Origin of the sequence: Marivita sp. S6314 (genome assembly GCF_023015985.1) — a bacterium.
Classification (GTDB): Bacteria; Pseudomonadota; Alphaproteobacteria; order Rhodobacterales; family Rhodobacteraceae; genus Marivita.
In genome coordinates, this window is record NZ_JALKAO010000001.1 from 846,897 (window position 1) to 873,121 (window position 26,225).

Genomic DNA, 26,225 nt, shown 5'->3' on the forward strand with positions numbered 1-26,225 from the left:
AAACCTGCCCCAGCGTTCTGGACAATCCGGAACCAAACAGCAAGTGTCAGCGCAAACATCACAAGAGGAGCCCCCCATGATCACGCGTATGGAAACCGGCCAACGGATGAGCAAGATCGTCAAGCACAACGGCGTCGCCTACCTCTGCGGTCAGGTCGGCGCAGGTGAGACGATCACCGAACAGACCGAAGACTGCCTCGCCCGCGTCGATGCCTTGCTCAAACAGGCCGGATCGTCGCGTGAACAGATCCTTCAAGCGATCATCTGGGTGTCGGACATGAAATACTTCGCCGAAATGAACGCCGTCTGGGACGCCTGGGTCCCCGAAGGCCACGCCCCCGCCCGCGCCTGCGGCGAAGCCAAACTCGCCCGCGATGTGCTCAAGGTCGAAGTGATCGTAACGGCGGCCTACGAATAAAGCCCCGCCGTCCGCGCCCGCAATTGCACCAAAGCCAGCACCGTATCAATCGTCGGTGTCGGCACCCCCACGATGCGGCCCAGTTCCTGCACGGACCCAACCAAAGCATCGATCTCCATCGGTCGCCCCTGATCCAGGTCCTGCAACATCGACGTCCGGTGCGCCCCAACAGCCGCCCCGCCATCAATGCGCCGCTCCACATCAATCGGAAACTTCACGCCCAGCGCCTCGGCAATCTCCTGCGCCTCGACCATCATGCCCTTGGCCACCCCCCGCGTGCCGGGATCGGTACACAGAACATCCAACGTCGCATGGGTCAGCGCTGAAATCGGGTTGAACGACAGGTTCCCCCACAGCTTCACCCAGATCTCGTCCCGCAATCGCGGCCGCACCGGCGCTTTCAAGCCCGCCGAGGACAACGCCTTCGACAACGCCATCGCGCGGTCCGATTTCGATCCGTCGGGTTCCCCCAGCGAAAACCGGTTGCCCTCGATGTGCTTCACCACACCCGGCTCAATGACTTCCGCCGCCGGGTAGACCACACAGCCCAACACCCGGTCCGGCCCGAACCCGCCCCATTGCGCATTGCCCGGGTCCACGCTTTCCAGGCGCGTGCCTTCCAGATCGCCGCCTAGCTTGTGAAAATACCACCACGGCACCCCGTTCACGCCGGACACAATCGTGGTGTTCGGCCCAATCAACGGCTGCATTTTCTCAACCACCGGCGGCACCGAATGCGCCTTGAGCGTGACAATCACGTAATCCTGCACACCCAGATCCGCCGGATTGTCCGAAGCGGTGACGTCAACAACCGTCTCGACCCCACCCTCTTCGATCAACTTCAACCCATTGGCCTGCATCGCCGCCAGATGCGGCCCGCGCGCCACAAGGCTCAGATCCGCCCCGGCCTGCGCCAGCTTGACCCCCATATAGCCGCCAATGGCGCCTGCTCCGAACACGCAAATCTTCATCGTTCACATTCGCACCCCGGCCTCCCGCCAAAGCACGTCCCCTGTTTCTTCTTTTTAAAAATATGCAATCACCCGCCTGGACGCGTCGGCCGGGCTTCAGCCCGGCACACCGTCACGCAGGCTCCCCCAACCCCAGCTTCTCGGCCAGCCCGATCCGCTGCATCTTGCCGGTCGCCCCTTTCGGGATGTCGTCCAGGATGACCACCTTGCGCGGCACCTTGAAATCCGCCATGCGGCTGGCGGCGAACTCGCGGATGTCGCGCTCCGAGGCCTCCGACCCTTCGGCCAATACCACCGCCGCGGCCACCTCTTCGCCCAGCTTGGGATGCGGCACCGCAAAGGTCACAACCTGCGCAATCGCCGGATGGTCCAGCAACACGCCATCCACCTCCAGCGGCGAGACTTTCTCGCCGCCGCGATTGATAATTTCTTTCAATCGCCCTGTCAGATGCAGGAACCCGTCTGCGTCAAACGCCCCCTGATCCCCCGTCCGGAACCATCGCTGGCCCCCGGCTTCAAAAAAGTTCTTGGCATTGGCCTCCGGGTTGCTCTCATATCCCGGCGTCACATTGGGCCCCGAGATTACAACCTCGCCGGTCCCGTCGATTAACTGGTTTTCCGCCTCATGGGCAATGCGCACCTCTGGCCCGGCGGCCACGCCGACGGCACCCGGCTTTTGACGATCAAACGGGTTGCAACACATCTGGTGCGCGGCTTCGGTCATACCATAGGCCTCGATCACCGGGGCCTTGAACGTCTCCTGCAACGCCTCCATCACCTGCGCGGGCAGCGATGCCGAGGACGACCGCAGGAACCGCAGTGGCACCGCGTCGATCACATCCTGATTGCGCTTGGCGCGTGTCAGGATCGCCTGGTGCATCGTCGGCACCGCCGTGTACCACGTCGGCTGCGCATCCTTCATCCAGCCAAAGAACCGCAACGCATCAAACCCCGGCGCACACCAGATCGACGCGCCCACCGACAGGGACGCCGACACCGCGGCAACCAACCCGTGAATATGAAACAGCGGCATCACGTTCAGACAGCGATCCGCCGCTGTCAGGTTCAACGACGCCGCGATGTTATGCGCAGAGGCCGCCACGTTGGACTGCAACAAAGGCACGATCTTCGGACGCGATGTTGTCCCCGACGTATGCAGGATCAGCGCCACATCGTCATCCGTCGGATCACTGGCAGGCACGGCCGACCCCGCCGCGCCATCTGCGACCAGCTTGAATGTCCCGGCGGGCTGATCCGGGTCCACCACCGTCCGCAGCACCATCAACCCAAGCGACTGCGCCGCCGCCAAGGCAGGCCCGTCATAGCCGCCCGCCAGCACAACCGCCTTCGCCCCCAGATCCTCGATGTAAAACCTGTACTCGTCCTCACGGTAAGACGGGTTCAACGGCGCGGTGGTCGCCGCCTGCGCGATGGTCACAAAGGCTGAGGCCATCTCCGGCCCGTTGGCCAGAACAATTGCCACCCGGTCACTCGGACCGATCCCGACATCCCGCAGGCTTGCACGCACCTCCGCCGACAAATCGCGCAACCCGCCATAGGTCAGCCACCCGCGCCCCGGCGCGCCAATCGCCAGACTGTCCGCATCATGTCCCTCAAGCAAAGCTTTGACATTCGTCGCCATGCGCTCCGTCCCTTTCTTCAAAGTCTTAGTCTTATTCCGCCGGAGCCACGCTCTGACGTCCACCCTTGCGCAGATACTTAACCAGCGGCAGCACAAAGAACAGGGCCGCAATGGCAATAAATGCCCCCGACAGCGGCCGCTCTACAAAGGCCAGCACATTGCCCTGCTCGGAAATCAGCGTCTGGCGGAAGCTGCGCTCCATCAACGGCCCCAGCACCAGCGCCAACACCAACGGTGCCAACGGATAATCCGCCTTGCGCAACAGATAGCCCGCAACACCAAACCCGGCGATCAGCCAGACATCATGCATCTTCTGGCTCGGCGCAAAGCCCCCCACGATGCACAGCACCATGACCAGCGCACAAAGCACGGTAAACGGCATCCGCAACGCCCAGACAAACAGCGGGATCAGCGCGATGTTGATCAGCACCGCCGCAAAATTCGCGGTATAAAGCGACGAAATCAGCCCCCACACGAAATCCGGCTGCTCGATAAACAGCATCGGCCCCGGCATCAGCCCCCACATCACCATACCACCCAACAGCAGCGCCGTGGTGGGGGATCCCGGAATGCCCAGCGTCAGCATCGGCAAAAGTGACCCGGTCGAGGCCGCGTTGTTCGCGGTTTCAGGCGCCGCCACCCCTTCGATATTGCCCTTGCCAAAGCTCTCAGGCACTTTCGACGTGGACCGCGCGATCCCGTACGCCATGAGCGAGGCAGGCGTCGCCCCCGCCGCGGGCAACATGCCCACGAAAAACCCAAGGAAGGACCCAAGGCTCATCGTCTTCCACATCCGGTTCATCGCGCGGAACCCCGCGCCCAACTCGCGCAGCGTGATCTTCGCCGGTGTCACCGTCGGTGCCGTGCGCGACGTCTCGATCGTGTAAAGGATCTCCCCAATCCCGTAGACCCCGATCGCCAGCACCAAGAAACTGATCCCGGCATAAAAGCCCGGCAAATCGCCAAACACCAGACGCGGTGATCCGGATATCAGGTCCAGCCCCACCGTGCTCAGCACCAGACCCAGACAGATCATAACAATCGTCTTGAGCACATCATCACCGCCCAGACCCACAAAGGTGGTGAACGCCAACAACACCAATGCGAACTCCTCGGCAGGCCCGAACGCCAACGCCAGATCCGCCAGCGGCACCGCAAAGAGCGTGAACAGCACAACCGATATCGTGCCCCCGACGAACGACGCCACCGCCGCTGCAATCAGCGCCAATCCCGCCTTGCCCTGTTGCGCCATCGGGCGTCCATCAAAGGTGGTCGCCACCGCCGTCGACGCCCCCGGTATCCCCAGCAAGACCGATGAAATCGCGCCGCCATACATCGCGCCGTAGTAGATCGCACACAAAAGGATGATTGCAGAACTGGGCGGCACGATGAATGTCAGCGGCAAAACAATCGCCACCCCGTTCACCGACCCAAGCCCCGGCATCGCGCCGATAAACAACCCCGCCGTGACTCCAAGGATCACGATCATCAGGTTCAGCGGCGACAGCGACGTGGCAAAACCTTCGCCTAAGAGTGCAAGCGTTTCCATGTCCCGGTCCCCTTAGAAAAACATCGCGTAAAGCGGAAAGAACCAAGGCTCCGTGATGCCCTTGGGCAGCAGGATCTTCAGCGTCACTTCAAAGAAAAAGAACAAAAACACCGGCGTTCCCACGGTCAGGCAGGCCGTCAACAGCCACGAATGCCCTCCAAAAATCCGGATATACCAAAAGATGAACAGCGGGATCGCCACATAAGCCCCCACAACCGGGATCAGGCCAATGGTCACAAACAGCGCAACCACCACCACGATCACACTGCGCAGCATGACACCGTCAAAAAACTTCTGATCCGTCGGCTCCGCCCCGAGGCTGCGCACCAGAATGCCCGCAGCCGACAGCATCATGATCAGCGACAGCCAGAACGGAAACGCGCCACCGCCAGGGCCGCCGGTCATCCCGTTCCACCCAATCGGCAACGCAACCGCGTGCCACATGAAATAGGCCGAAAGCCCCATGATCGCGATCGCAATGACCCTGTCCGCAACAAGCATGTCCTGTCCCCTGCCCTGAACGGTTCAACCGGTCACAGCCGGTCTTGTGAAAACGGGGCCGGAACATGCGCTCCGGCCCATGGTCTTTGAAAAATCGTGGACGTTTCGGGTTACGACGACCCGTCACCTTCCATATCGGCCAGGATCGCCGCATGCTTGGCGCGCTCTTCCAGGAAATACGCCTGAAGCTCGTCCCCGGTCAGGAAATCCGCCATCAGCGCCTTGTCCGTCGTGTATTGCTGCCACTCGGCGGTTTCCGACAGCTTCTCGAACATCTCGGTGTAATAGGCGACCGCCTCGGCAGGCATATCCTTTGGTCCAACAAACGACCGCTGCATCCAGTAGACGATGTCATGGCCCAGCTCTGTCGCGGTTGGCACGTCGGGGAACACATCCAGCCGCTCGGGCGTGAAGGCCGCAATCGGGCGCGACTTGCCCGCCTGCCAGAAGCCCATCTGCTCGGACGGATTGTTCACGGTGCTGTCGATATGACCCCCCACAAGGTTCTTGGCCACGTCACCGCCCCCTTTGAAAGGCACATAGGTGATCTTGATCCCAAACTCTTTCTCCAGCATCGCGGTGACAAGGCTGTCTTCCTGCCCGGTCCCGGTGCCGCCCATTTTCCATTCGCCACCCGACGCTTTCACGGCTGCGACCCAATCCTCCATGGTCTGGATGTCGCTGTCCGCATTGACCCACAACACGAACGTGTCCAGCGCCATGCGCGCGATCGGCGTGAACTCCTCGATATCAACACCAATGTCATTGCGAATGGGCGTGGTGTAATAGCTGTTCAGCGTCGCCATGATCTTGTGCGCGTCAGCTTCATTGTCCTTGAGATAGCGCAGCGCTTCCGCCCCGGACCCACCGCCCTTGTTCACCGGCAGAACCGGCATGGAGGCCAGGTTCTCTTTTTGGATGATCGACTGGAACAAACGCGCCAAACGGTCCGCACCGCCGCCCTGACCGGCCATGATCACCATTTCGATCGGCTTTTGTGGCTTCCAGCTGTCTGCCAGGGCAGAGGTTGCGCCCGTTGCCAGCAGGGCAAGGGATGCAACCCCGGCCAATGCTGCACGACGTGTCATCTTGTTGATCATGTAATATCCTCCCATGTGCCTTACCCGCAAGTCCGGGCAATCTCTGCCGCGGCTCTCCCGTCGGACTTGGGAAGATAGATACCCTGAGGAAATTTTATTTCACGAATAATAGGGTTTGCTTGTTAATCCTTGCCTTAACAAATCTTCTTTTTGTAAAATTGTAACTATGAGCAAGACCTTTATCGGCCCCCAATTGCGCCAGTTGCGCCGTCAAAACAAGCACACGCAGGCCCAGATGGCCCAGCGCCTTGGCATCAGCCCGGCCTATGTAAACCTGCTGGAAAACAACCAGCGCAGCCTGTCGGTGCAGGTGCTTGTGGCACTGACGGAAGCCTACGGCGTCGACATGCGCAGCCTCGTCACCAATTCCGAAGCGACCAAGCTGGCAGACCTCAGAACCGCCGTGCGCGACCCGGTCTTTGCCGATGATCCCCCCGATCTGACGGAACTGCGCTCGGCCCTCGATCATGCCCCCACGCTGGTGGACCGATTCCTGCATCTGCACCAGACGCATCGCGCCATGACCGACCAGTTCCGCAGGCTGGCGGGGCGCTCCTCCGGCAACGACCTGCAGCTGAAATCCCCCGAAACCGCGATCCATGACGTGTTCCGCGCCAATGAAAACCATTTTGCCCCGCTCGAAGATCAGGCCGAAAACCTGCGCGCGCGTCTGGGGGGCGACAATGACGATATGTATGCCCTGCTCAAACGGCATCTGCGGCTCGAACACGGGATCGCCTCAAGCGTGCGCAAACTCTCGGACATGCCTTCCGCCTTTCGCCTGTTCCGCGAAACCGACGGCGTGGTCTACCTCTCCGAAGCGCTGGATCATGCCAACCGCATCTTTCAGCTCGCCCATGTGATCGGCCTGCTCGAAGCGCGCGACACGGTGCAGGAATACGTGTCGGCCAGCGGCATCACCGAAGATGCCGGTCGCGCGCGCCTGACGGTCGAGCTGACCAATTATTTCGCCGCCGCCGTGCTCATGCCCTATTCCGAATTCCTGTCGCTGGCCGAGGCCACGCGCTACGATATCGACAGGGTTGCGGCCGGGTTCGGCACAAGTTTCGAAATGGTGTGCCAGCGGCTCACCACCCTGCAACGCGACGGTCAGCGGGGCATCCCGTTCTTTTTCCTGCGCGTGGATCGCGCCGGCAATGTCTCCAAACGCTTCAACGCCACAACCATCGCTTTGGCCGAAGAAGGCGGCGCCTGCCCGGTCTGGGACATCCACGGCGCGTTCCAGGTGCCCGGACAGATCCTGCCGCAATTTGTCGAAATGCCGGACAAGGGCCGGTTCTTCACATTGTCCCGCACATCCGACCGCCCCATGCTCGGCCCCCGGCTTCAGGCACGGCGGCTGGTGGTTGCCATCGGCTGCGACACCGACCACGCCCCCCGGATCGGCTACGCGCGGCGTTTCAACATGTCCGACACACAGCTTTTCGCGCCGATTGGCACAAGCTGCCATGTCTGCCCGCGTCAGGCCTGTTCGCAACGCGCGCACCAACCCTTGCACGTCACCCTGCCGGTGGATGCCAACCGTCGCGGACAAACCCGTTACGAAAGTTGATCACCCGTCGCATTGGGATGCCCGGTTCCGCGTGCTAAGCCCGGGCCAACCAACAAGGACCCGACGATGCATCACCCGCTGCCACTCACCCAAGACCTCGTCCTGATCGGAGGAGGCCACACACACGCGCTGGTCCTGCGCAAATGGGCAATGGCCCCCCTGCCCGGCGCGCGGCTGACCCTGATCAACCCCGGACCAACCGCGCCCTATTCAGGCATGCTTCCCGGGTTTGTCGCCGGTCACTACAGCCGCGCCCAGCTTGACATTGACCTTGTCAAACTCGCCCAGGCCGCAGGCGCGCGGCTCATCATCGGGTCTGCCACAGGCATCGACCTGGCCACCGGCACCATCGCCATCGACACCCATCCGCCCATCGGCTTTGACGTCGCCGCCATCGACATCGGCATCACCTCGAAAATGCCAGACCTGCCGGGCTTCCGCGACCATGCCGTGCCTGCCAAACCGCTTGGCCCCTTTGCCGCCAAATGGGACACGTTTCGCAATCAGGACGGACCCGCCACCATCGCCATCATCGGCGGCGGTGTTGCCGGGGCCGAACTGTCCATGGCCATGTCCCACGCGCTCAAGACACGCAACCCCGCCGCGTCGGTTCACATGATAGATGCCCAAACCGCCTTGTCCGCCCTACCAGACAGCAGCGCCCGGAAACTGCGCACCGCCCTGCAAACCGCGGGCGTCACCCTGCGCGAACACGCCACGATCACGCATCTTAGCCAGAACACCGTTCATTTTGCGGACAACACCACCCTGCAGGCCGATTTCATCACGGGTGCAGCCGGCGCGCGCCCGTATGATTGGCTGACTGAAACGGGCCTCACCACGGAAAACGGCTTTGTCACCGTCGACAAACACCTGCAAAGCAGCGATCCACGCATCTTTGCCGTCGGCGATTGCGCCCACATGGCCCACGACCCGCGCCCAAAGGCCGGTGTCTACGCCGTGCGGCAAGCCCCAATATTGCTACATAACCTGACCTCCTGCCTGACAAATGGGTCGCTGAAACCCTATGTGCCGCAAAAAGATTACCTAAAGCTTATCTCGCTCGGCAAAAAATCCGCGCTTGGCGACCGTTTCGGGCTGACATTCACCGGTCCGTGGGTCTGGCGCTGGAAAGACCGCATTGACCGCAAATTCATGGACCAGTTCGACACGCTGCCCAACATGCCGGTCCCACCCCTGCCGGATCGCCGCGCCAGGGGCATCGAGGACGCGCTGGGGCCCAAACCGCTCTGCGGCGGGTGCGGAGCCAAGCTCGGGCGCACCGCTCTGACACGGGCCCTGTCCCAACTCGCCCCGCCGCAACGCCCCGACATCCAGCCCCTGCCCGGTGATGACGCGGCCCTGCTGCTCACCGGCGGCACCCGACAGGTGTTCACCACCGATCACCTGCGCAGCTTCTGGGCCGACCCCGCCGTCATGGCGCGCATCGCAACGCATCACGCGCTTGGCGACATCTGGGCCATGGGCGCAGACCCGCAGGCCGCCACCCTGTCGATCACGCTGCCCCGGATGGCCGACCGTCTTGCCGACCGCACGATGACCGAGATCCTCACAACCGCCGAAGAGGTGCTCACCGACGCAGGCGCGGACATCGTCGGTGGCCACAGCACCATGGGGGATGAGCTGACCATCGGGCTGTCCCTCACCGGGCTGTGCACGGATGCCCCGATCACACTCAACGGCGCCAAATCCGGCGCTGCGCTCATCCTGACCAAACCCATCGGCACCGGTGTGCTCATGGCCGCCACCATGTCCCGCGCCGCCTCGGGCGCAGACACCGCAACCGCCCTTGCCGCAATGATGCAGGGTCAGGGCAACGCCGCGCGTCTCCTGCGCGCCGATGCCCAGGCCATGACCGACGTCACCGGCTTCGGCCTGGCCGGACACCTGCAAAATATCTGCGCCGCATCACAGCTCTCCGCCACGCTCACGCTTGACGCAATTCCAATGCTGGACGGGGCCGAAACTCTCTCGGAACAGGGTGAATATTCGTCGCTCTACCCAAGCAACCGACAGGGGTTCGACCACATCCCCGACACGCCCCGCAGCCGCCTGTTGTTTGACCCGCAAACCAGCGGCGGTCTTCTGGCCGCTGTCCCCGAGGCCAAGGCCGACACGCTTGTCGCGGCGCTGCACGCAAAGGGCTACACCCACGCTGCCCGCATCGGCCATCTACATGACGGACCGGCCGGTCAGGTTTCTATCGTCTGAAGCACCTGCGCGATGCGCGCCGCGACATCCCTCAGATGCGCCGCGTCCAACCCGGCCGCCTCGATCCGCGCCACAACGGTCGGAGACAGCGCGCGCATCGACTTGGCATAGGCAAGGTCATAGTGATCCTCCATCAGCGACCGCGTCAGCGCCCGCTTGTTGCCCGCCGCACTCAACCCGATCCAGCGCGCCACAAGCGCCTGCCCGCGATGCGCCGCCAGCGGTGACAGCTTTGCCTGCAACCCGTCACTATCCGACAGGATGTCATCATAGGCCCGCACAAGATACGCGGTGCGCGCCTCGATCGGTGCGCGCAGTTCAATCCACGGGGCCAGCTTCATCGCGTCCCAAAGACTGGGCGGGATCAGAACATCCCCGATCTTGCTGCTTTCCGCCTCGACCAAAACAGGCCGCGCCGGATCCAGACGGATCAATTCCCGCGCCAGCGCGCTTTCGAACGCTTTCTGCGACGGCTGCGGTCCGATGCCCCCCAAAAGCGACCCCCGGTGATTGGCCAGATCCTCAAGATCAACCACCTGAACCCCGCGCGCCTGCAGCAATGGCAATAGCGCGGTCTTGGCCGTCCCGGTATAGCCGCCAAGCTGCACAAATCGGAACGCCAGCGGGTTCCGGTGCAGCATGTCAGCAACCAACCGCCGGTAGGTCTTGTACCCACCCGAAATCACGTCCGAGCGCCAGCCGATCTCTTTCAGAAGCCAGGCAAACGTGCCCGACCGTTGCCCGCCGCGCCAACAGTAGACCAAGGGTCGCCAGCCCCCGTCATGCTGCGCCAATCGCCCTTCGATATGTGCCGCTGCATTGCGGAACACCAGCGCAGCCCCCAGCTTGCGCGCATCAAACGGGCTGACCTGTTTGTAAAGCGTGCCGACACGGGCACGCTCTTCATTGTCCAGCACCGGCAGGCTGATCGCCCCCGGCACATGATCTTCCGCATATTCCGCCGGGCTGCGCACGTCGATCACCGTATCAAACGTGTGATCCAGCAGCTCGGTCAAAGACGAGGGGGATAGGGGCATACGACCTAGCGCAAGAGCCCGATCAACTCGTCCGCCAACAGGCCAAGCGCACGTCCCTGCGCCTCTGTGACCGCCGCGGCCGTCACCTCTGTCAACGGGGCCGTCACCTTGAACCGCTCGACACGCTCGCGCGGCCGACCGTCCACCGCGCTGACCGCCGCCTGACCGGTGATTTCGAACACGCCACTGACATCCGCCAGCATCTTGTCGATCCGCACATCCAGCCGCGCCGAAGGCCCATCCAAAAGCGGCCAGGGTTCCGCCGAAACCGTCGCACTGCTGCGCTCGTCCAGCAACTGCGCCAGCGTGCCGGTCACCGCGCGTTCCGGATCGTCCGCCCAGACCGCATCGCCCAGCGCCGTCAACGCGCCGGTCTCATTGCGCACCAGAATTTCGCTGCCCGAGGCATGGCTCGGCAACGACACGTCGCGCAGTTCCACCGTCCGCACAGACACCCGCGTCTGCGCCGCCGAAGCCGCAGGCGCGTCGATCAGGTAGCGGGCACTGTCGCCGGATCCGCAGGCCGCCAAAGGCAAGGCCATCACCATTCCCAAAGCGCGCCATTTCCCCCACATCATACCGCTCGTCCTTTTTGTTCTATCGCCCGAAGATCAGCGAATTCGGGCTGCGCTCGATGGCGCGCGCCAGTTCTGAAATCGACTTCGCCGCGTTCTGCACTTCGCGCAGCGCCGACAAGGTCTGCGTGTTGAAATCCGACCGCGCCCCATAGGACGCAACCACCGCTTCGGTCTCGGCCACCAGCCGCTCCAGACGCGCGGTCAATTGCGGCAGGTCTTCCACCGATGCAGCGACCGATCCGGCGGCATCCGACGCCGATTGCAGCGTCGCGTTCAGGTTCTCAACCACCCCGCCCTCGCGCAGTTCCGCCAGCGCCAGACGCATCTCGTTCAGCGCATCATTGATCGTGCCCGGCATCTCCATCGCGTCGGGGCTGCCGACCAGCGCATCCACCCGCGTCAGCGTGCCCGTCGCACTGTCGACCAGCGCCTGCAACTCCAGCTCATTGGCGGTCTTGGCCACCGCTTCAAGCTCGGTCAGCAGCGCCGGGATATCGGTCTCGGTGATGGCGCGCAAATTCTGCGTCAAAAGCGGCGCGTCCTGCGACGCAACCGAGATATCCGCCATCGCCCGATCCAGATTGCGCAGCGCACTTCCCAGCGCAGGCACAGCACCCTCTTCCTCGACATCCGCAATCACCTGCCGCACGTCCGTGATCGCCGCTGTCACCGCTGCAGGAATGGCCTGCACCGCTTCGTCGACAATCAGCGCTTCAATGGCGTTCAGTGTCTTCGTTGCGCTGGCAACCAGCTCATCCAGCTTCAACTCCTGCGTCGCCGCCGCCACGCCTTCGATTTCCGCCAGCACGGCGGGGATATCTTCCTCGGTCAGCTTGGTCAGGTTCCGCGCCAAGGCAGGCGCGCTTTTGGACGCCTCGTTGATGCCGACCATGGCTTCATCCAAATTGGCCAACGCGCTGTTCAGCGCGTCCACCGCGCCACCGGTCCGCACATCCGCCACCATCTGGCGCAGGTCGTTCACCGCGTCCTCGATCTGCGCCGGAATCGCCTGGATCGCCTCGCTGCCAACCAAGGCCCGCGTGTCATCCAAAAGCGCAATCGCCGACCCCGGCACACGCTGCAGATCATCGTTGCGCGCCAGCGTCTCGATCGCGTTCATCAGACTGATCGCCTGCTCCATCACTTCCTCGATCGGCAACGCGTTGATCCGCTCCAGAACTCCTTCGGCGGTTGCGGTGAAATCCGACAGGTTCGACTCGATGCTCGGCAATCGCGGCGCTTCGCCCTCGATCTCCAGCAGGTTGGTCGTGGACGCATCATCCAGCACCACAAGCTCGACCCGCAGGTCACTGCTCAGCAGGCTTTCCGTCGCCAGCCGCGCGCGCATGCCCGTCGCCACCGCGAACCGGAAAAACTCGACCGTCTCCGCCGGTGTCGTCTCGGGCGGCAGGCCCATGCGCAGCGGATCAATCGACACGTTCACCAGCAAGGACAATTCCGGCCCGAACGGCGTCTCCACGATGCGCGACCGCAGTTCGGTCACCACCCCGACATCCAGACCCTGGTAGGTCACGTCGTCGCCCGCCTCCAACCCGTCGACGGACTCGTCGAACAGGATGGAAAACGGCACCCCTTGCGCTGGCCCGCGCACCAACCGGTTGCGCCGCGCCTCTTCTTCATCCTCGAACAGCGTGAACACGTAGCCCGGCCCGATCGGTTCCCCATTGTCGTACAGGTTGTCAAACTCGATCCCCCCCGACAGCAGCGACGAGATGGAATCGAAATCAACCGAGAACCCCGACGCCCCGAACGACACCTCGAACCCCGACGTGTCCCAGAACCGCGTCGCCTGGCTCAACCGCACATCATGCGGCGCGTCGATAAAGGCATCGACCAAAACGTTGCGCCCATCGGTCGACAATCGCGGCGTCTCAAGCCGACCCACTTGCACCCCGCGATACAGAACCGGCGATCCGGACGAAATCGTGGTGCCATCATCCGTCGTCAGCGTGATCCGCCGCCCCGGACGTCCCGGCTGCGTCAGCGGGGGTGTATCCGACCCGACGAAATCGCGCAGCGGCTCACCCGGCACGTTGTCCCACGCGCCTTCGATAAAGACACCCGACAACACCGTCGACAACCCGGAAATCCCGCTGGCCGACACCTCGGCCCGCACCACCCAGAAGGTGGCATCGGCATCCATGAACGGCACGACTTCGTTGTCGACCCGCGCGGTCACGATCACCCGTCCCAGATCTTCGGTAAAGCTCAGCGATTCGACCTGCCCCACAACCACATCGCGGTAGCGGATAGTGGTCTCACCGGCGACAACACCGGACGCATTGCCAAACGAGATCTGGATCAGTGTCCCGCGATTGGCAAAATTCTGCCATGCAATCCCCAGCGACACCGCCAGGGCCAGCAACGGCACCAGCCAGACAACGGACAGGTTGCGCCAAAAGGATTTCCTTGGCGGCGTGACCTTCATTTCGGCTGCAGTTGGCTCGCTCACGCGGGTTTTCCTTCGTGGCTGTCCCAGATCAATCTTGGATCGAAGCTATTGGCGGAAATCATGGTGAATGCAACCGAAAGCGCAAAGCTCACCGCGGCAATGCCCGGATTGATGCTGGCGACGAAATCAAGCTGCACCAAGGCCGACAGGATCGCCACCACGAACACGTCGATCATCGACCAGCGGCCAATGAATTCGACCACCTCGTAAAGATGGAAATGCGTCGTCGTTCCCGGCAGACCGCGCTGCACCCGAACCGCCAGATAGGCAATCGAAATGAACTTGCTGATCGGGATCACCACCGACGCCACAAAGACAATCAGCGCCACCCCGTAAGAGCCGTGCTCCATCAGCTCGATCACGCCGCCGACGATGGTGCTTTCCTGCGTGTTGCCAAAGGTCGATGTGCGCAGCATCGGGTACACATTCGCCGGGATGTAGACGACCATTCCGGCAAACAGCCACGCCCAGACTTTCTGCAAACTCGCCGTGTCGCGGCTTTGCAGCGCAAGGCCGCAAAACGAACAGGTCTGAGTGCCGCGCGGATGCACCCGCCCGCATTCGGCGCAGCCCACCAGGCCTGCGTCGCGCGCGGTCAGGACGGGCTGCGTGCGTTCAGCGTTTGCCATACAGTCACCCGACACATGAAACTATCTTTCAGAACGGTGACAATCACCAATCCCACAAACGCCCAGAATGCCGGACCCAGCGTCACCTGCGCCAGCCCCGCCACCTTCACAAGCGCCACCGCCACACCGATGATAAAGATCTCGGCCATCGCCCAGGGCCGGATTTTCTCGGCCAGCAAAAACACCGCCCGCGCATTCCGCGCCGGGGCCCAGCCCAGCGCCATCGGCGCAAACACATAGACCAGCGCCATCAGCCGCGTCACCGGCAACACCACGATCAGCGCCGCCACCGCAAAGGACAGCGGCAGCATCAACCCCTGCGAAAACGACAGCACCGCATCAAAGACCGAGCTTTTGTGCTCCAGCCCATGCGTATGCAGTTCAAGAAACGGAAAAAACACCGCCCCCACCATCAGGATCAGCGCCGTCAGCGCCAGCATCACGATCTGCGTCATCGCCCCCTGTCGCGGCGCCACCAGCACCGTGCCACAGCGCACACACCGCGCCTGTCCCCCGATCTCAACCTTCGGAATGCGGTGCAGCGCATCGCATTTCGGGCAGGCAATCAGATCAGCAAGCGACTCAGTCATGCCGCCAAGATAGGGGATGCCGTACCCGAGAAACAGGTGAATACGCAGCCGGGCAAAACACGCTGCGCAAGTTGGAAAAAGAACGCTTGATCTCAACCTAACTTGAGCCTCTAGCGTGCGAAGTCTACACCACCCTCATGTCGCAAGGCCCTATGATCCCGCGTTCCCAACTTCCCCGTTTCATCATCGCCAGTGGCGTCACCAATCTTGCCGATGGGATCGCCGTCGTCGTCTGGGCGTGGATGGCCACGCTGCTGACCCGCGATCCGTTGCTCGTGGCGCTCATGCCGGTAGCGCTGCGACTGCCGTGGTTTCTCTTTGCGCTGCCCGCCGGGATCATCACCGACCGCGTGGACCGCAAGCGGCTGATCCTGTCGATGGACATCCTGCGCGCCATCGCCTTCGGCATGGCCGCCCTCAGCGTTCTGCTCTCCCTGCCCCTCGCGCCCCCGGTCGAGAACGGCACGGCAATGCCCGGCCTCTTCGCTGCGCTGATGTCCTGCGCGCTGATCGTCGGCACCGCCGAAGTGTTCCGCGACAACGCCGCGCAAACCATGCTGCCCGCCCTCGTGCCTCACGACCAGCTTGAAAAAGCCAATGGCCGTCTGTGGAGCGTCGAACTTGTCGGCAACACCCTGCTCGGCCCCGCCATCGGCGCTTTCCTGATCGCCGCGCTGGTCTGGCTGCCCTTTGCCACTAATGCCGTGGCGTTTGCGCTTGCGGCGTTTCTCATCCTTGGCATGAAAGGCACCTTCGCCCCGGAAAAACGCGCAACGCGGGATTGGCGGGCGGAACTTGGCGAAGGGCTCGGCTACCTGCGCGACGCGCCACTGCTGCGCCTGCTGGCGGTGATCACCGGGCTTTGGAACCTGTTTGACCAGATGGTTGTCATCGCGCTGGTGCTTTACGTCCAAGAGGTGCTTGGCCTCGGCGCACAAGCCTACGGCCTGATGCTCGCCGCGGCCGCGTTCGGCGGTATCGCCGGCGGCTTTTGCGCCGACAGCATCGTCCGCCGCCTCGGGCCGGGCCGCGCGGCACAATGGGCGCAGCTGTTCTCCGCCGTAACCTTTATCGCCATTCCCTTTGCACCCAACGCCATTGCATTGGCAGTGATCCTTGCGTCGTTCGAATTTGTCGGCCTTGTCTGGAACACCGTGTCCGTGTCCTACCGCCAGCGCACAATTCCAAACGCGCTGCTGGGTCGGGTCAACAGCGTCTACCGGCTTCTGGCCTGGGGCATGATGCCTATCGGCCTGCTGATGTCCGGGGCGCTGGTCAGTGGCGCGGACCCCTTCCTCCCCCGTGACACAGCGCTCACCCTGCCCTTCATCGTCGCCGCCATCGGCGTCACCCTGCTCAGCCTGCTGACATGGCGCGCGCTCGGACGGGGATTCTCCGGGTCTGGCGAATAGAGCCCTTTAAACGGCATCATTCGTTAAAGTGAACGAACCTCAATTTCCATTCACTGCAGATGAACGAACAGAGTAATTCGATTCGCAAATCACACCGTACAGTTCAACCGTACGATCCGTACAGCTACCGCTGTTTCGTCTGCCATTCAGGGTGAATCCACGGCTCAAGGTTACCCGTGGGTAACCCCGGTTTGCCCAGAATGTGGTCCGACGCTTTTTCCCCCACAAGGATCGACGGCGCGTTCAGGTTGCCATTGGTGATGCGCGGAAAGATCGAACTGTCCGCCAGCCGCAACCCATCGACCCCGATCACCCGCGTTTCGGGATCGACCACCGCCATCGGGTCGTCCCGCGACCCCATCTTGGCGGTCCCGCAGGGATGATAGGCGCTTTCGGCATGATCACGGATAAAATCATCCAGCGCGTCATCGCTCACCGCGTCGTCACCGGGCTGAATCTCGTGTTTGTAATAAGGCTTGAACGCGTCCTGCGCGTAGATTTCCCGAACCAAACGAATGCCTTGACGGAAATCGACCCAGTCGGACTCGTGGCTCATATAGTTAAAGAAAATCCGGGGATCGTCCTTCGGATCCGCCGACCGCAAGGTGATCTCGCCCCGCGACGCAGACCGCATCGGACCAATATGCGCCTGAAATCCATGCCCCTCCGCCGCCGCCTGCCCGTCATAGCGGACCGCGATGGGAAGGAAATGGATCTGCAAATCCGGATACTCGACCCCGGCCCGCGACCGCAAAAACCCTGCACTTTCAAACTGGTTTGACGCGCCCGGCCCGGTTTTGGTCAGCAACCACCGCGCCCCGACATAGGCCTTGCCCAACAGGTTCCAGTACTTGAACAGGCTCACCGGCTGACTGGCCGCCGCCTGAACATACACCTCAAGGTGATCCTGCAGGTTCTGCCCCACCCCGGCCCGATCCGAGACCACGTCAATTCCGTGGCTTTTCAGATGCTTGGCAGGCCCGATCCCCGACAACATCAGCAGCTTCGGTGAGTTGATGGACGACGCCGCAAGGATAACCTCGGCACGCGCTTCGATCACCTCAACCGCCCCGTTGCGGTCAATTTCAACCCCCGTCGCGCGGCCGTCCTTGATCGCAACCTTGCGCGCAAACCCCCGCACCAGCGTGCAATTTTCGCGCTGCAAAGCCGGACGCAGATAGGCTTTCGCCGCCGACCAGCGCTCGCCGTTCCAGACCGTCATGTCAAACGGGCCAACGCCCTCTTGCCTGTGTCCATTGTAATCACCGGTCACACCATATCCGGCCTGCGCGCCAGCCTGAACAAAGGCTTGCGTCAGCGGATTGTCCCGCGCCCCGCGCGTGACATGCAGCGGACCACCCGTTCCCCGCCAGGACGGATCGCCGCCGTGGCCGCCATCATGCCAATCCTCAAGCCGTTGGAAATACGGCAAAACATCCGCATATCCCCACCCGGTTGCGCCTTGGTCGCGCCAGTGGTCGTAATCCTTCGCATGCCCGCGCACATAGATCATTCCGTTGATGGACGACGACCCACCAATCACCTTGCCGCGCGGACAGGCCAGCCGACGGTTGTTCAGATGCGGTTCCGGTTCGGTCTGATAGCCCCAGTCATACCGGGTCATATTCATCGGAAAGCTAAGCGCGCCGGGCATCTGGATGAACGGCCCGGCATCGCTTCCACCATGCTCAATGACAATCACGGACCGTCCCGCCTCGGACAGCCTGTAGGCCATGGCACAGCCCGCGGACCCCGCGCCGACGATGACATAATCTGCAATCATATCAGGCGTTTAAGTATCCGATGAGCAATGAAATAAAGGCCCCGACATGGACCACCATGATGGCCCGGTCCTTCCACATCACACCCACGGCGAACCACAGGAAAATGCCGATGAAAAACGCAAACACGTTCCACGGCACCACGTTCAAGCCGGTCAGGCCATAGCCCACCAGCTGGATCGCTGTGGCGACCCATTTCACGATGTCGACGGGTTTCATACCCGCCTGTATGTCATCAGGATGTGTCATCAGAACGGAGCCTCCACATCGCCCATGCGCACATAGACGGATTTCAATTCACTGTAATTGTTGATGGCGTCTTTGGAGTTTTCACGCCCCACACCTGACAATTTCGTTCCGCCGAACGGCGCTTCGACCGGGGCGTCGTTGTAGGAGTTGATAAAGCACGACCCCGCCTCCAGCTTGGCGATCACCCGATGACCCCGTGACAGGTCAGAGGTGAACACACCGGCGGACAACCCGTATTCGGTTGCATTGGCGCGGATAATGGCTTCGTCTTCGGTCTCGAAATCAAGCACCGCCATCACCGGGCCAAAGATCTCTTCGCGGGCAATCGTCATGTCGTCGGTGACGTCGGCAAAGACCGTGGGCTGCAGGTAAAACCCTTCGCGATCAATACGCTCACCGCCCGTGACCAACCGCGCGCCTTCCGCTTTGCCCTTGTCGATATAGCCCAACACGATGTTCATCTGGCGCTCGCTGACCATCGGACCAAAGCTGGTGGCCTCATCCATCGGATCGCCGATCACCGCAGAGGCAAGACGCTCTTGCAGTCGAGAAAGAAAGGCTTCCTTAATCCCTTTCTGCACAAATACCCGTGTCCCGTTCGAACACACCTGACCAGAGGAGTAGAAATTTCCCAGAATTGCCCCGCCAACCGCGTTCTCCAGATCCGCATCATCGAAGATCAGCAACGGGGATTTGCCCCCCAACTCCATGGTGACATGCTTCATCTGCGCCGCCGCCGCAGCGTAAACCTTTTTGCCGGTCGGCACGGACCCTGTCAGCGACACTTTCGCCACGCGCGGGTCGCACACCAAGGATGCACCCACGTCGCCCAAACCCTGCACAACGTTGTACAAACCGGCGGGCAAACCTGCCTCGTGCAGGATCTCGGCAACTTTCAACGCGCAGAGCGGCGTTGTTTCGGATGGTTTGAACACCATCGCGTTGCCACAGGCCAGCGCTGGCGCACCTTTCCAACAGGCGATCTGCGTCGGGTAGTTCCACGCGCCGATGCCCACACACACGCCCAGCGCCTCGCGGCGGGTGTAGACCCAGTCTTCACCCAACTGGATGTGTTCACCTGTCAGGCTTCCGGCAAGCCCGCCGAAATATTCCAGGGCGTCGGCCCCGCTTGTCGCGTCAACGGCAATGGTTTCCTGATAGGGTTTGCCCGTGTCATAGGTTTCCAGCACCGACAGATCATGGTTGCGCGCGCGCATGATGTCCGCCGCCCGTCGCAGGATGCGACCCCTCTCAGTTCCACTCAGCGCGGCCCAGGCCTTTTGCGCCCGGTGCGCCGCTGCGACGGCCTGTTCCACAATTGCCGGGGTCGCTGCGTAAACCGTTGCGATCTGTTCACCGGTCGCGGGGTAGATCACGGGGATCGGGACACCAGCGGTGTCTTCGACATAAGCACCGTCAATAAAGTGACTGGCTGTCGGCTGGGTCGGGTAGGTCATGTGGCGGTGTCCTTGCCAAAGGATTTCAATTCGTGGTCAAGCAGGGTCAGCACCTGCCGTGTCGGTTCGTCTCCAAGCGAGGCACCCCGCGTCAGCGCTTCGCGCAGGTACAGCCCGTCGATCAATCCGGCGATGCGGACAGCCGCTTCACCAGCCCGCGGACCGATCAGGGGCTTGAGGTTAAACACCAGATTCGAGTGCAGCCGACGCTGATAAACCGACAAAAGACGCCGCGCCTGATCGTCAGATTGCGCCAGAACGTAGAAGTTGAGCCAGGCAGCGATCACGTCACTGCGGAAATTCGACCGGTTAAACCCCGCCCGGATGATCGCTTCGGTCCGCGCGCGCGGACCGCGCGCCATGGCCAATGCACCGCGCACCTCGGCCCCGTAAAGGCTGAGCGTATGGCGCATGGCTGCAAGGAAAATCTGGTCCTTGCCCCCGAAATAGTGATGCGCCAGCGCTGATGACATTCCGGCACGGCGCGCGATCTGGGCGACCGTCACGTCGAGTGACCCCGCCTGCCCGATCTCGTCAATCGTCGCTTTCACCAACGCCGCGCGGCGTATAGGCTCCATCCCGAGTTTCGGCACGTTTGACCCCACTTGGTTGACGGACGGAGCGTATGGCGTTTTTAATTGACTCGTCAATCAACAAAAAGAACCATGTCTTCAGGGAGACTGCTCATCATGCTTAAAACTTCACTTTCCGTGCTCGCGATCTGCGCCGCGAGCTCTGCGGTCGCGAATTGCGACTCTGTCACCTTCTCGGATGTGGGCTGGACCGACATCACCGCCACAACCGCCGCAACCACCGTTGTTCTGGATGCGCTTGGCTATGACACCGACATCAAGGTGCTGTCCGTACCGGTGACCTACACTGCACTGGCCGAGGGCGATGTTGACGTGTTCCTGGGCAACTGGATGCCGACGATGGAGGCCGATATCGCCCCCTACCGGGAGGCAGGCACTGTCGACACGGTGCGCGCGAACCTTGAAGGTGCGAAATACACGCTGGCGGTGAACAAGGCAGCCGCAGAGCTTGGCATCAAGAGCTTTGCGGATATCGCAACACACAAAGACGCGCTGGACGGCGAGATTTACGGCATTGAGCCGGGCAATGACGGCAACCGCCTGATCATGGACATGATCGCGGACAATGCGTTTGGGCTTGATGGCTTCGAGGTTGTCGAAAGCTCGGAACAGGGGATGCTGGCGCAGGTGGACCGGGCCAGCGATCGCGGCGAGCCGATTGTGTTCCTGGGATGGGAGCCGCACCCGATGAATGCCAATTTCGAACTGACCTATCTTGAAGGGGGTGATGACTGGTTCGGCCCCAACCTGGGTGGCGCGACGGTCTATACCAACACCCGAGCGGGATATGTCGACGAATGCACCAATGTGGGTACGCTGTTGAACAATCTTGAATTCACGCTGGCCATGGAAAACGAAATCATGGGTGCCATCCTGAATGACGGCGAAGAGCCGCGTGATGCGGCCGAGGCGTGGCTCAAAGCCAATCCGGACGCGTTTATGGCGTGGCTTGACGGTGTGACCACGAAAGACGGCGCAGATGCGGTTGCTGCGGTGAAGGCTGCGTTGAAATAACTGTGGGCCGGGCGGCCTTCGAGGCCGCCCACCCGATGAATTGTATGAAATACAAAGGCGACGCATGGATTGGCTGACCGAGAACAAAATCCCCGTCGGTCAAATCGCCGGCGACGGATTCGACTGGCTTGAAAGCAACGGGGCGTTTTTCTTTGATGCGCTGGCCGACACGCTTGAGGCAATGATCGACGGGTTTTTGTGGGTGTTGCAGACACCCCATCCGCTGGTGATCGTGGCGCTGTTTGTGGCGCTGACCTATTACCTGCAGCGCAGTTGGAAGGTCGCCTTGTTCGTGGCGCTTGGGTTCTTGTTCATCATCAATCAGGGCTATTGGGAAGAAACCACCGAAAGCCTGACGCTGGTTCTGTCTGCCTGCGTCGTATGTATGGGTGTGGGTGTTCCCATCGGGATCGCGGTGGCGCACCGACCCAGACTGTATGCGTGGATGCGGCCGGTTCTGGACCTGATGCAGACCCTGCCAACCTTTGTCTATCTTATTCCAGCGATTGTGTTTTTCGGTATCGGCATGGTGCCAGGGCTGATTGCAACGGTGATCTTTGTGCTGCCCGCCCCGATCCGTCTGACACATCTCGGGGTCAGTTCTACGCCGCTGCCGCTGATTGAAGCGGCGCAGGCCTTTGGTGCCACCAAACAACAGCTTTTGTGGAAGGTGGAACTGCCATCCGCCCTGCCCCAGATCATGACCGGGCTGAACCAGACCATCATGCTTTCGCTGTCGATGGTGGTGATTGCGGCGCTGGTGGGGGCTGACGGGCTTGGGGTTCCGGTAGTGCGGGCGCTCAATCAGGTGAACACGGCCAAGGGGTTCGAAAGCGGGTTCGTGATCGTGGTTGTGGCGATCATCCTTGACCGCATGCTGCGGATGGAGCGCAACCGATGACCGCGCCCCGCGTCGATTTTGAGAACGTGTCGATCGTGTTTGGCGACACGCCGGAAAAAGCCTTGCCGCTTATGGATGCGGGCCAGAGCCGCGGCGAAATCCAAAGCGATACCGGGCAGGTTCTGGGGGTCCATGATTGTTCGCTGACAGTGCATGAGGGCGAGATCCTTGTGCTGATGGGGCTGTCCGGGTCGGGCAAGTCAACGCTGCTGCGCGCCGTCAACGGGTTGAACCCGGTTGTGCGCGGTTGTGTGCGGGTGCATGACGGATCGGACATGGTGGATGTCACGCATGCCAGCGCGGATGTGCTGCGTCAGGTGCGGCTGCGCCACGTGGCCATGGTGTTTCAGCAATTTGGCCTGCTGCCGTGGCGCTCGGTGCGCGAAAATGTCGGGCTTGGCTTGGAATTGGGTGGCCAATCCAAGGCCGAACGGAAGGATCGCGTCGAGGAACAACTGGCACTGGTGGGTCTGTCTGACTGGGCGGACCGCAAGGTGTCCGAACTGTCGGGCGGGATGCAGCAACGGGTTGGTCTGGCTCGTGCCTTTGCCACAGACGCGCCTATCCTTTTGATGGACGAGCCGTTTTCAGCGCTTGATCCGTTGATCCGGACGAAGCTGCAAGACGAATTGCTTGAGCTGCAATCCCGGCTGAAACGCACCATCATCTTTGTCAGCCACGACCTTGATGAGGCGTTCAAGATCGGCAACCGGATTGCCATCATGGAAGGCGGGCGGATTGTGCAATGTGGCACGCCGCAGGATATTTTCCGGAACCCGTCAAACAGTTACGTCGCGGATTTTGTCCGACACATGAACCCCCTTGGCGTGCTGCGCGCGCGGGACGTCATGCGCGCCGGAGCGATCGGCGCGGGGCCAGATGTCGTGGACGCCGATGCGCGGGTGCAGGAGGTTATGACCACACTCGTCAACAGCGCGCAGGACCTCACGGTTCTGGAAAACGGCCGCCCGATTGGAGTGATCGGCAAAAATGACGTGCTGGCTTACCTGTCGGATCCGTCAGGCGGTGCGGTCAGCGCGTAGCGATTGAGTTCGTGAAACCACCCTCCTGCGTCTTCGCCCACCAGCGAGATGTGATCGAGCCGGAAGGGCTGCGTCAGCGGCGCGACACTGGGCAATGCGGCGTCAACCGTGCCCCGCTCTGATTTGTGCAACCGGTCGGTCAGCGTCAGATGAAAGCGGAACGCGTCGAAGATGTAGGGATATCCCCAGCGTTGCAGGTTGTCCTGTAATGCCGGATTGAGCCCGCGCGAGGCGTATTTCGCGCGGTCCTGCGATGTCGGCGCGGCGCGAAACCGATCCAGTTCCGTGACACATCTTGCTGCCAGATCAGACAAGGGCTGGCTCTGCTCAAGCGGCACAAGGGCCAGGAACCGCCCCAACCATCGCGGCGCGAGGCCCTCCAGCGGGACCGGCGCTGTCTGCGCGGCGAGGCGCGCTGCCGCGGCTTCCAGTGTGAACTGCGTTTCGGTGTCTGCCAGCCGGAACGGGGCCTTAAGCGTCGCGTGAAACCCGTAGCGCCGTGCGCCGCGCGTCCAACCGTCGGACACGGGGTTTGCGACCGGCACGCCGCTTCGGCAATCCCAGCCAAGCCACCCTGCCCCAAGATCCCCGAGCGCATCGGACGGCACATGATACAGCGCGTAACGTTTGAAGTGGCTTTGCGGCATGTCGTGTCCTACGCTTGGCGGGCATGCAGTTTCAAGGTCACGCCCATTTCCCTTGCAACGTATTCAACTTTGCTTATATGTTTTTTGAAATGAGAGGGAGCCTGACCATGACACCCATTGTGACCGGATTTTTCGACGACGCCACAAACACCATCTCTTACGTGGTGCAAGACCCCGAAGGCCGCGCCTGTGCGATTGTCGATAGCGTTCTGGATTTCGACTATGCCTCGGGCCGCACGGATACCAAAAGCGCGGACGCGGTCATCGCTTTTGTCAAAGAGCATGATCTTGATGTGCAGTGGCTTTTGGAAACCCATGTGCATGCCGACCACCTGAGCGCCGCGCCCTATCTGCAAGAAGCGCTGGGCGGCAAGATCGGGATCGGTGACCGGATCCAAGTGGTGCAGGACACCTTTGGCAAGGTGTTCAACGAAGGCACGGAATTTCAGCGCGACGGCAGCCAATTCGATCAATTGTTCCACGATGGCGACAGCTTTCACATTGGTCAGATGCGGGCGGATGTTCTGCACACGCCGGGGCACACCCCTGCCTGTCTGACCTACGTGATCGGCGACGCGGCCTTTGTGGGCGATACGCTTTTCATGCCCGATTTTGGCACCGCGCGATGCGATTTCCCGGGCGGGTCGTCTTCGGATCTGTATGACAGCGTGCAGCGCATTCTCGCCCTGCCGGATGAGACACGGATTTTCGTGGGCCATGACTACAAGGCCCCCGGGCGCGAAGAATTCGCGTGGGAAACCACGGTGGGCGAGCAAAAGGCCCGCAACGTCCATGTCGGCGGCGGCGCACCGAAAGAGACCTTTATCGAGATGCGCGACAAGCGCGACGCATCGCTTGCCATGCCGAAACTGATCATCCCATCGCTTCAGGTGAACATGCGCGCGGGGCAGATGCCGCCTGCGGATGAGGATGGGCACGTCTTTCTTAAAGTTCCAGTAAACGGATTATAAAACAATGAACCCAGATTGGTTGTATGGCCTGATCGGCGGCATGCTGATCGGCACAGGCGGGGCTGTGTATCTGCTTGCGAACGGGCGCGTGATGGGGGCCAGTGGCATCATCGGCGGTCTTGTCGATGGCAGCGGGCGCAACACGATGTCCGAAAGACTAAGCTTCTTGGCTGGCGTGGCATTGGTTCCGCTGATCCTGTTGGGGATCCTGGGACCGAAGGACACCCATGTCACCAGCAATATCGCGCTTTTGATCGCTGCCGGGCTGCTGGTGGGCTTTGGCACGCGGCTTGCCAACGGATGCACCTCCGGTCACGGCGTTTGCGGCATTTCGCGGCTGTCGTTGCGGGGCATGGTGGCCACCGTGTTTTATATCCTGGCGGGCGGGCTGACCGTTGTCGTCTTCCGCCATCTGCTGGGGGTGATCTGATGCGTGCGGTGTTTGCGTTTCTCGCGGGTAGCCTGTTCGGCGCCGGTTTGTTCGTGTCGGGCATGACCGACACGCGAAAGGTTCAGGGCTGGCTGGACATCTTCGGCAATTGGGACCCGACACTGGCCTTTGTCATGGGTGGGGCGATCCTGCCGATGGCGATTGCGTGGCGGATTGCGGAAAAACGCCGGTTTGCGCTGCTGGGCGATGCGATGCCCCCGGCTCCGACACCGAAGCTGGGGCGCAACCTTGTGCTGGGGTCGGTGATGTTCGGCATGGGTTGGGGTCTGGTGGGCCTGTGCCCGGGTCCGGCCATCGCATCGCTGAGTTATGGCGGTTTCGAGGGGCTGATCTTTCTGGCCGCGATGCTGGTCGGGATGGCGACCATGCCCAGCGTACGGGGGTGGCTGGACAGGCCCGCAGAGGCGCAGTAG

At 62.0% G+C, this 26,225-nt stretch carries 25 protein-coding genes; 10 read left to right on the plus strand and 15 right to left on the minus strand.

What is annotated here, in order from left to right; translation table 11 throughout:
• Positions 1–76: 76 nt before the first annotated feature.
• Positions 77–418, plus strand: coding sequence for a RidA family protein (locus tag MWU54_RS04240; protein WP_247080969.1), 342 nt, complete (start codon positions 77–79; stop codon positions 416–418).
• Here MWU54_RS04240 and MWU54_RS04245 read toward each other — a convergent pair.
• From MWU54_RS04245 to MWU54_RS04265, 5 genes are all read right to left on the minus strand, one after another.
• Positions 409–1,389, minus strand: a complete 981-nt coding sequence (locus MWU54_RS04245) for a 2-dehydropantoate 2-reductase (protein WP_247080970.1) — start codon at positions 1,387–1,389, stop codon at positions 409–411. The genes MWU54_RS04240 and MWU54_RS04245 overlap by 10 nt on opposite strands.
• A gap of 112 nt (positions 1,390–1,501) precedes the next feature.
• The gene (locus tag MWU54_RS04250) at positions 1,502–3,031 is read right to left on the minus strand and encodes an acyl--CoA ligase (RefSeq protein ID WP_247080971.1); all 1,530 of its coding nucleotides are present in this window, start codon (positions 3,029–3,031) and stop codon (positions 1,502–1,504) included.
• A 31-nt stretch (positions 3,032–3,062) separates the two neighbouring features.
• The gene (locus MWU54_RS04255; RefSeq protein ID WP_247080972.1) at positions 3,063–4,580 is read right to left on the minus strand and encodes a tripartite tricarboxylate transporter permease; all 1,518 of its coding nucleotides are present in this window, start codon (positions 4,578–4,580) and stop codon (positions 3,063–3,065) included.
• Positions 4,581–4,592: 12 nt separating this feature from the next.
• Positions 4,593–5,081, minus strand: coding sequence for a tripartite tricarboxylate transporter TctB family protein (locus MWU54_RS04260; protein ID WP_247080973.1), 489 nt, complete (start codon positions 5,079–5,081; stop codon positions 4,593–4,595).
• Between the two features lie 110 nt (positions 5,082–5,191).
• A complete protein-coding gene (locus MWU54_RS04265) occupies positions 5,192–6,169 on the minus strand; it encodes a tripartite tricarboxylate transporter substrate binding protein (RefSeq protein WP_247080974.1) in 978 nt (325 codons plus the stop codon).
• A 178-nt stretch (positions 6,170–6,347) separates the two neighbouring features.
• Here MWU54_RS04265 and MWU54_RS04270 point away from each other — a divergent pair, with 178 nt between their 5' ends.
• Positions 6,348–7,754, plus strand: coding sequence for an XRE family transcriptional regulator (locus tag MWU54_RS04270; RefSeq protein WP_247080975.1), 1,407 nt, complete (start codon positions 6,348–6,350; stop codon positions 7,752–7,754).
• Between the two features lie 66 nt (positions 7,755–7,820).
• Positions 7,821–9,986, plus strand: coding sequence for a selenide, water dikinase SelD (gene selD, locus MWU54_RS04275; RefSeq protein WP_247080976.1), 2,166 nt, complete (start codon positions 7,821–7,823; stop codon positions 9,984–9,986).
• Here the strand turns inward: selD and mnmH are convergent.
• From mnmH to MWU54_RS04300, 5 genes are read right to left on the minus strand one after another with little or no spacing between them, the layout of a single operon-like run.
• Positions 9,968–11,023: a tRNA 2-selenouridine(34) synthase MnmH gene (mnmH, locus tag MWU54_RS04280; RefSeq protein WP_247080977.1), complete on the minus strand. Its 1,056-nt coding sequence runs from the start codon at positions 11,021–11,023 to the stop codon at positions 9,968–9,970. The two genes, selD and mnmH, sit on opposite strands and share 19 nt — an antisense overlap.
• Before the next feature lie 5 nt (positions 11,024–11,028).
• Positions 11,029–11,601 (minus strand): PqiC family protein, encoded by a 573-nt coding sequence (locus MWU54_RS04285; protein ID WP_247080978.1) that lies wholly within the window; start codon positions 11,599–11,601, stop codon positions 11,029–11,031.
• Between the two features lie 19 nt (positions 11,602–11,620).
• Positions 11,621–14,074, minus strand: a complete 2,454-nt coding sequence (locus MWU54_RS04290) for an MlaD family protein (RefSeq protein ID WP_247080979.1) — start codon at positions 14,072–14,074, stop codon at positions 11,621–11,623.
• Positions 14,071–14,703: a paraquat-inducible protein A gene (locus tag MWU54_RS04295; RefSeq protein ID WP_247080980.1), complete on the minus strand. Its 633-nt coding sequence runs from the start codon at positions 14,701–14,703 to the stop codon at positions 14,071–14,073. Before MWU54_RS04295 ends, MWU54_RS04290 begins: the two co-directional genes overlap by 4 nt.
• On the minus strand, positions 14,670–15,293 hold the full coding sequence (locus tag MWU54_RS04300) for a paraquat-inducible protein A (protein ID WP_247080981.1): 624 nt from the start codon (positions 15,291–15,293) through the stop codon (positions 14,670–14,672). Before MWU54_RS04300 ends, MWU54_RS04295 begins: the two co-directional genes overlap by 34 nt.
• 152 nt (positions 15,294–15,445) lie before the next feature.
• Between MWU54_RS04300 and MWU54_RS04305 the strand changes: the two genes are divergently transcribed.
• Positions 15,446–16,705: an MFS transporter gene (locus MWU54_RS04305; protein ID WP_247080982.1), complete on the plus strand. Its 1,260-nt coding sequence runs from the start codon at positions 15,446–15,448 to the stop codon at positions 16,703–16,705.
• Between the two features lie 124 nt (positions 16,706–16,829).
• Here MWU54_RS04305 and betA read toward each other — a convergent pair whose 3' ends face one another.
• Genes betA through betI form a run of 4 tightly spaced genes read right to left on the minus strand, consistent with a single transcriptional unit; the run spans position 16,830 to position 20,785 of the window.
• A complete protein-coding gene (gene betA / locus MWU54_RS04310; RefSeq protein ID WP_247080983.1) occupies positions 16,830–18,488 on the minus strand; it encodes a choline dehydrogenase in 1,659 nt (552 codons plus the stop codon).
• 1 nt (position 18,489) lies between these two features.
• Positions 18,490–18,735 (minus strand): DUF6552 family protein, encoded by a 246-nt coding sequence (locus MWU54_RS04315; protein WP_247080984.1) that lies wholly within the window; start codon positions 18,733–18,735, stop codon positions 18,490–18,492.
• Entirely contained in the window at positions 18,735–20,192 is a 1,458-nt protein-coding gene (betB, locus tag MWU54_RS04320; RefSeq protein WP_247080985.1) for a betaine-aldehyde dehydrogenase, read from the minus strand. The genes MWU54_RS04315 and betB overlap by 1 nt, the downstream gene beginning before the upstream one ends.
• Complete coding sequence (gene betI, locus MWU54_RS04325) at positions 20,189–20,785, minus strand: transcriptional regulator BetI (RefSeq protein ID WP_247080986.1); 597 nt, start codon at positions 20,783–20,785, stop codon at positions 20,189–20,191. Before betI ends, betB begins: the two co-directional genes overlap by 4 nt.
• A gap of 93 nt (positions 20,786–20,878) precedes the next feature.
• On the opposite strand from betI, the gene choX reads away from it, so the two are divergent.
• The 3 genes from choX (at position 20,879) to choV (ending at position 23,743) form a co-directional block, all read left to right on the plus strand.
• Entirely contained in the window at positions 20,879–21,799 is a 921-nt protein-coding gene (gene choX, locus MWU54_RS04330; RefSeq protein ID WP_247081038.1) for a choline ABC transporter substrate-binding protein, read from the plus strand.
• 64 nt (positions 21,800–21,863) lie between these two features.
• A complete protein-coding gene (gene choW, locus MWU54_RS04335; RefSeq protein WP_247080987.1) occupies positions 21,864–22,700 on the plus strand; it encodes a choline ABC transporter permease subunit in 837 nt (278 codons plus the stop codon).
• On the plus strand, positions 22,697–23,743 hold the full coding sequence (gene choV / locus MWU54_RS04340) for a choline ABC transporter ATP-binding protein (protein ID WP_247080988.1): 1,047 nt from the start codon (positions 22,697–22,699) through the stop codon (positions 23,741–23,743). Before choW ends, choV begins: the two co-directional genes overlap by 4 nt.
• On the opposite strand, the gene MWU54_RS04345 is transcribed toward choV, so the two are convergent.
• Positions 23,704–24,390 carry a DUF1045 domain-containing protein gene (locus MWU54_RS04345; protein ID WP_247080989.1) on the minus strand — a complete coding sequence of 229 codons (687 nt, stop codon included), beginning with the start codon at positions 24,388–24,390 and terminating at the stop codon, positions 23,704–23,706. The two genes, choV and MWU54_RS04345, sit on opposite strands and share 40 nt — an antisense overlap.
• A 107-nt stretch (positions 24,391–24,497) precedes the next feature.
• On the opposite strand from MWU54_RS04345, the gene MWU54_RS04350 reads away from it, so the two are divergent.
• The 3 genes from MWU54_RS04350 to MWU54_RS04360 are packed head-to-tail and all read left to right on the plus strand — an operon-like array spanning position 24,498 to position 26,225.
• Positions 24,498–25,361, plus strand: coding sequence for an MBL fold metallo-hydrolase (locus tag MWU54_RS04350; protein ID WP_247080990.1), 864 nt, complete (start codon positions 24,498–24,500; stop codon positions 25,359–25,361).
• A gap of 4 nt (positions 25,362–25,365) precedes the next feature.
• Complete coding sequence (locus tag MWU54_RS04355; protein ID WP_247080991.1) at positions 25,366–25,791, plus strand: YeeE/YedE thiosulfate transporter family protein; 426 nt, start codon at positions 25,366–25,368, stop codon at positions 25,789–25,791.
• Positions 25,791–26,225, plus strand: a complete 435-nt coding sequence (locus MWU54_RS04360; RefSeq protein WP_247080992.1) for a DUF6691 family protein — start codon at positions 25,791–25,793, stop codon at positions 26,223–26,225. Before MWU54_RS04355 ends, MWU54_RS04360 begins: the two co-directional genes overlap by 1 nt.

Excerpts from the sequence above, each read along its gene's own strand:
- MWU54_RS04240 (WP_247080969.1), top strand. The coding sequence starts at position 77 with ATGATCACGCGTATGGAAACCGGCCAACGGATGAGCAAGATCGTCAAG.
- MWU54_RS04245 (WP_247080970.1), bottom strand. The coding sequence starts at position 1,389 with ATGAAGATTTGCGTGTTCGGAGCAGGCGCCATTGGCGGCTATATGGGG.
- MWU54_RS04250 (WP_247080971.1), bottom strand. The coding sequence starts at position 3,031 with ATGGCGACGAATGTCAAAGCTTTGCTTGAGGGACATGATGCGGACAGT.
- MWU54_RS04255 (WP_247080972.1), bottom strand. The coding sequence starts at position 4,580 with ATGGAAACGCTTGCACTCTTAGGCGAAGGTTTTGCCACGTCGCTGTCG.
- MWU54_RS04260 (WP_247080973.1), bottom strand. The coding sequence starts at position 5,081 with ATGCTTGTTGCGGACAGGGTCATTGCGATCGCGATCATGGGGCTTTCG.
- MWU54_RS04265 (WP_247080974.1), bottom strand. The coding sequence starts at position 6,169 with ATGACACGTCGTGCAGCATTGGCCGGGGTTGCATCCCTTGCCCTGCTG.
- MWU54_RS04270 (WP_247080975.1), top strand. The coding sequence starts at position 6,348 with ATGAGCAAGACCTTTATCGGCCCCCAATTGCGCCAGTTGCGCCGTCAA.
- selD (WP_247080976.1), top strand. The coding sequence starts at position 7,821 with ATGCATCACCCGCTGCCACTCACCCAAGACCTCGTCCTGATCGGAGGA.
- mnmH (WP_247080977.1), bottom strand. The coding sequence starts at position 11,023 with ATGCCCCTATCCCCCTCGTCTTTGACCGAGCTGCTGGATCACACGTTT.
- MWU54_RS04285 (WP_247080978.1), bottom strand. The coding sequence starts at position 11,601 with ATGATGTGGGGGAAATGGCGCGCTTTGGGAATGGTGATGGCCTTGCCT.
- MWU54_RS04295 (WP_247080980.1), bottom strand. The coding sequence starts at position 14,703 with ATGGCAAACGCTGAACGCACGCAGCCCGTCCTGACCGCGCGCGACGCA.
- MWU54_RS04300 (WP_247080981.1), bottom strand. The coding sequence starts at position 15,293 with ATGACTGAGTCGCTTGCTGATCTGATTGCCTGCCCGAAATGCGATGCG.
- MWU54_RS04305 (WP_247080982.1), top strand. The coding sequence starts at position 15,446 with ATGATCCCGCGTTCCCAACTTCCCCGTTTCATCATCGCCAGTGGCGTC.
- betA (WP_247080983.1), bottom strand. The coding sequence starts at position 18,488 with ATGATTGCAGATTATGTCATCGTCGGCGCGGGGTCCGCGGGCTGTGCC.
- MWU54_RS04315 (WP_247080984.1), bottom strand. The coding sequence starts at position 18,735 with ATGACACATCCTGATGACATACAGGCGGGTATGAAACCCGTCGACATC.
- betB (WP_247080985.1), bottom strand. The coding sequence starts at position 20,192 with ATGACCTACCCGACCCAGCCGACAGCCAGTCACTTTATTGACGGTGCT.
- choW (WP_247080987.1), top strand. The coding sequence starts at position 21,864 with ATGGATTGGCTGACCGAGAACAAAATCCCCGTCGGTCAAATCGCCGGC.
- choV (WP_247080988.1), top strand. The coding sequence starts at position 22,697 with ATGACCGCGCCCCGCGTCGATTTTGAGAACGTGTCGATCGTGTTTGGC.
- MWU54_RS04345 (WP_247080989.1), bottom strand. The coding sequence starts at position 24,390 with ATGCCGCAAAGCCACTTCAAACGTTACGCGCTGTATCATGTGCCGTCC.
- MWU54_RS04350 (WP_247080990.1), top strand. The coding sequence starts at position 24,498 with ATGACACCCATTGTGACCGGATTTTTCGACGACGCCACAAACACCATC.
- MWU54_RS04355 (WP_247080991.1), top strand. The coding sequence starts at position 25,366 with ATGAACCCAGATTGGTTGTATGGCCTGATCGGCGGCATGCTGATCGGC.
- MWU54_RS04360 (WP_247080992.1), top strand. The coding sequence starts at position 25,791 with ATGCGTGCGGTGTTTGCGTTTCTCGCGGGTAGCCTGTTCGGCGCCGGT.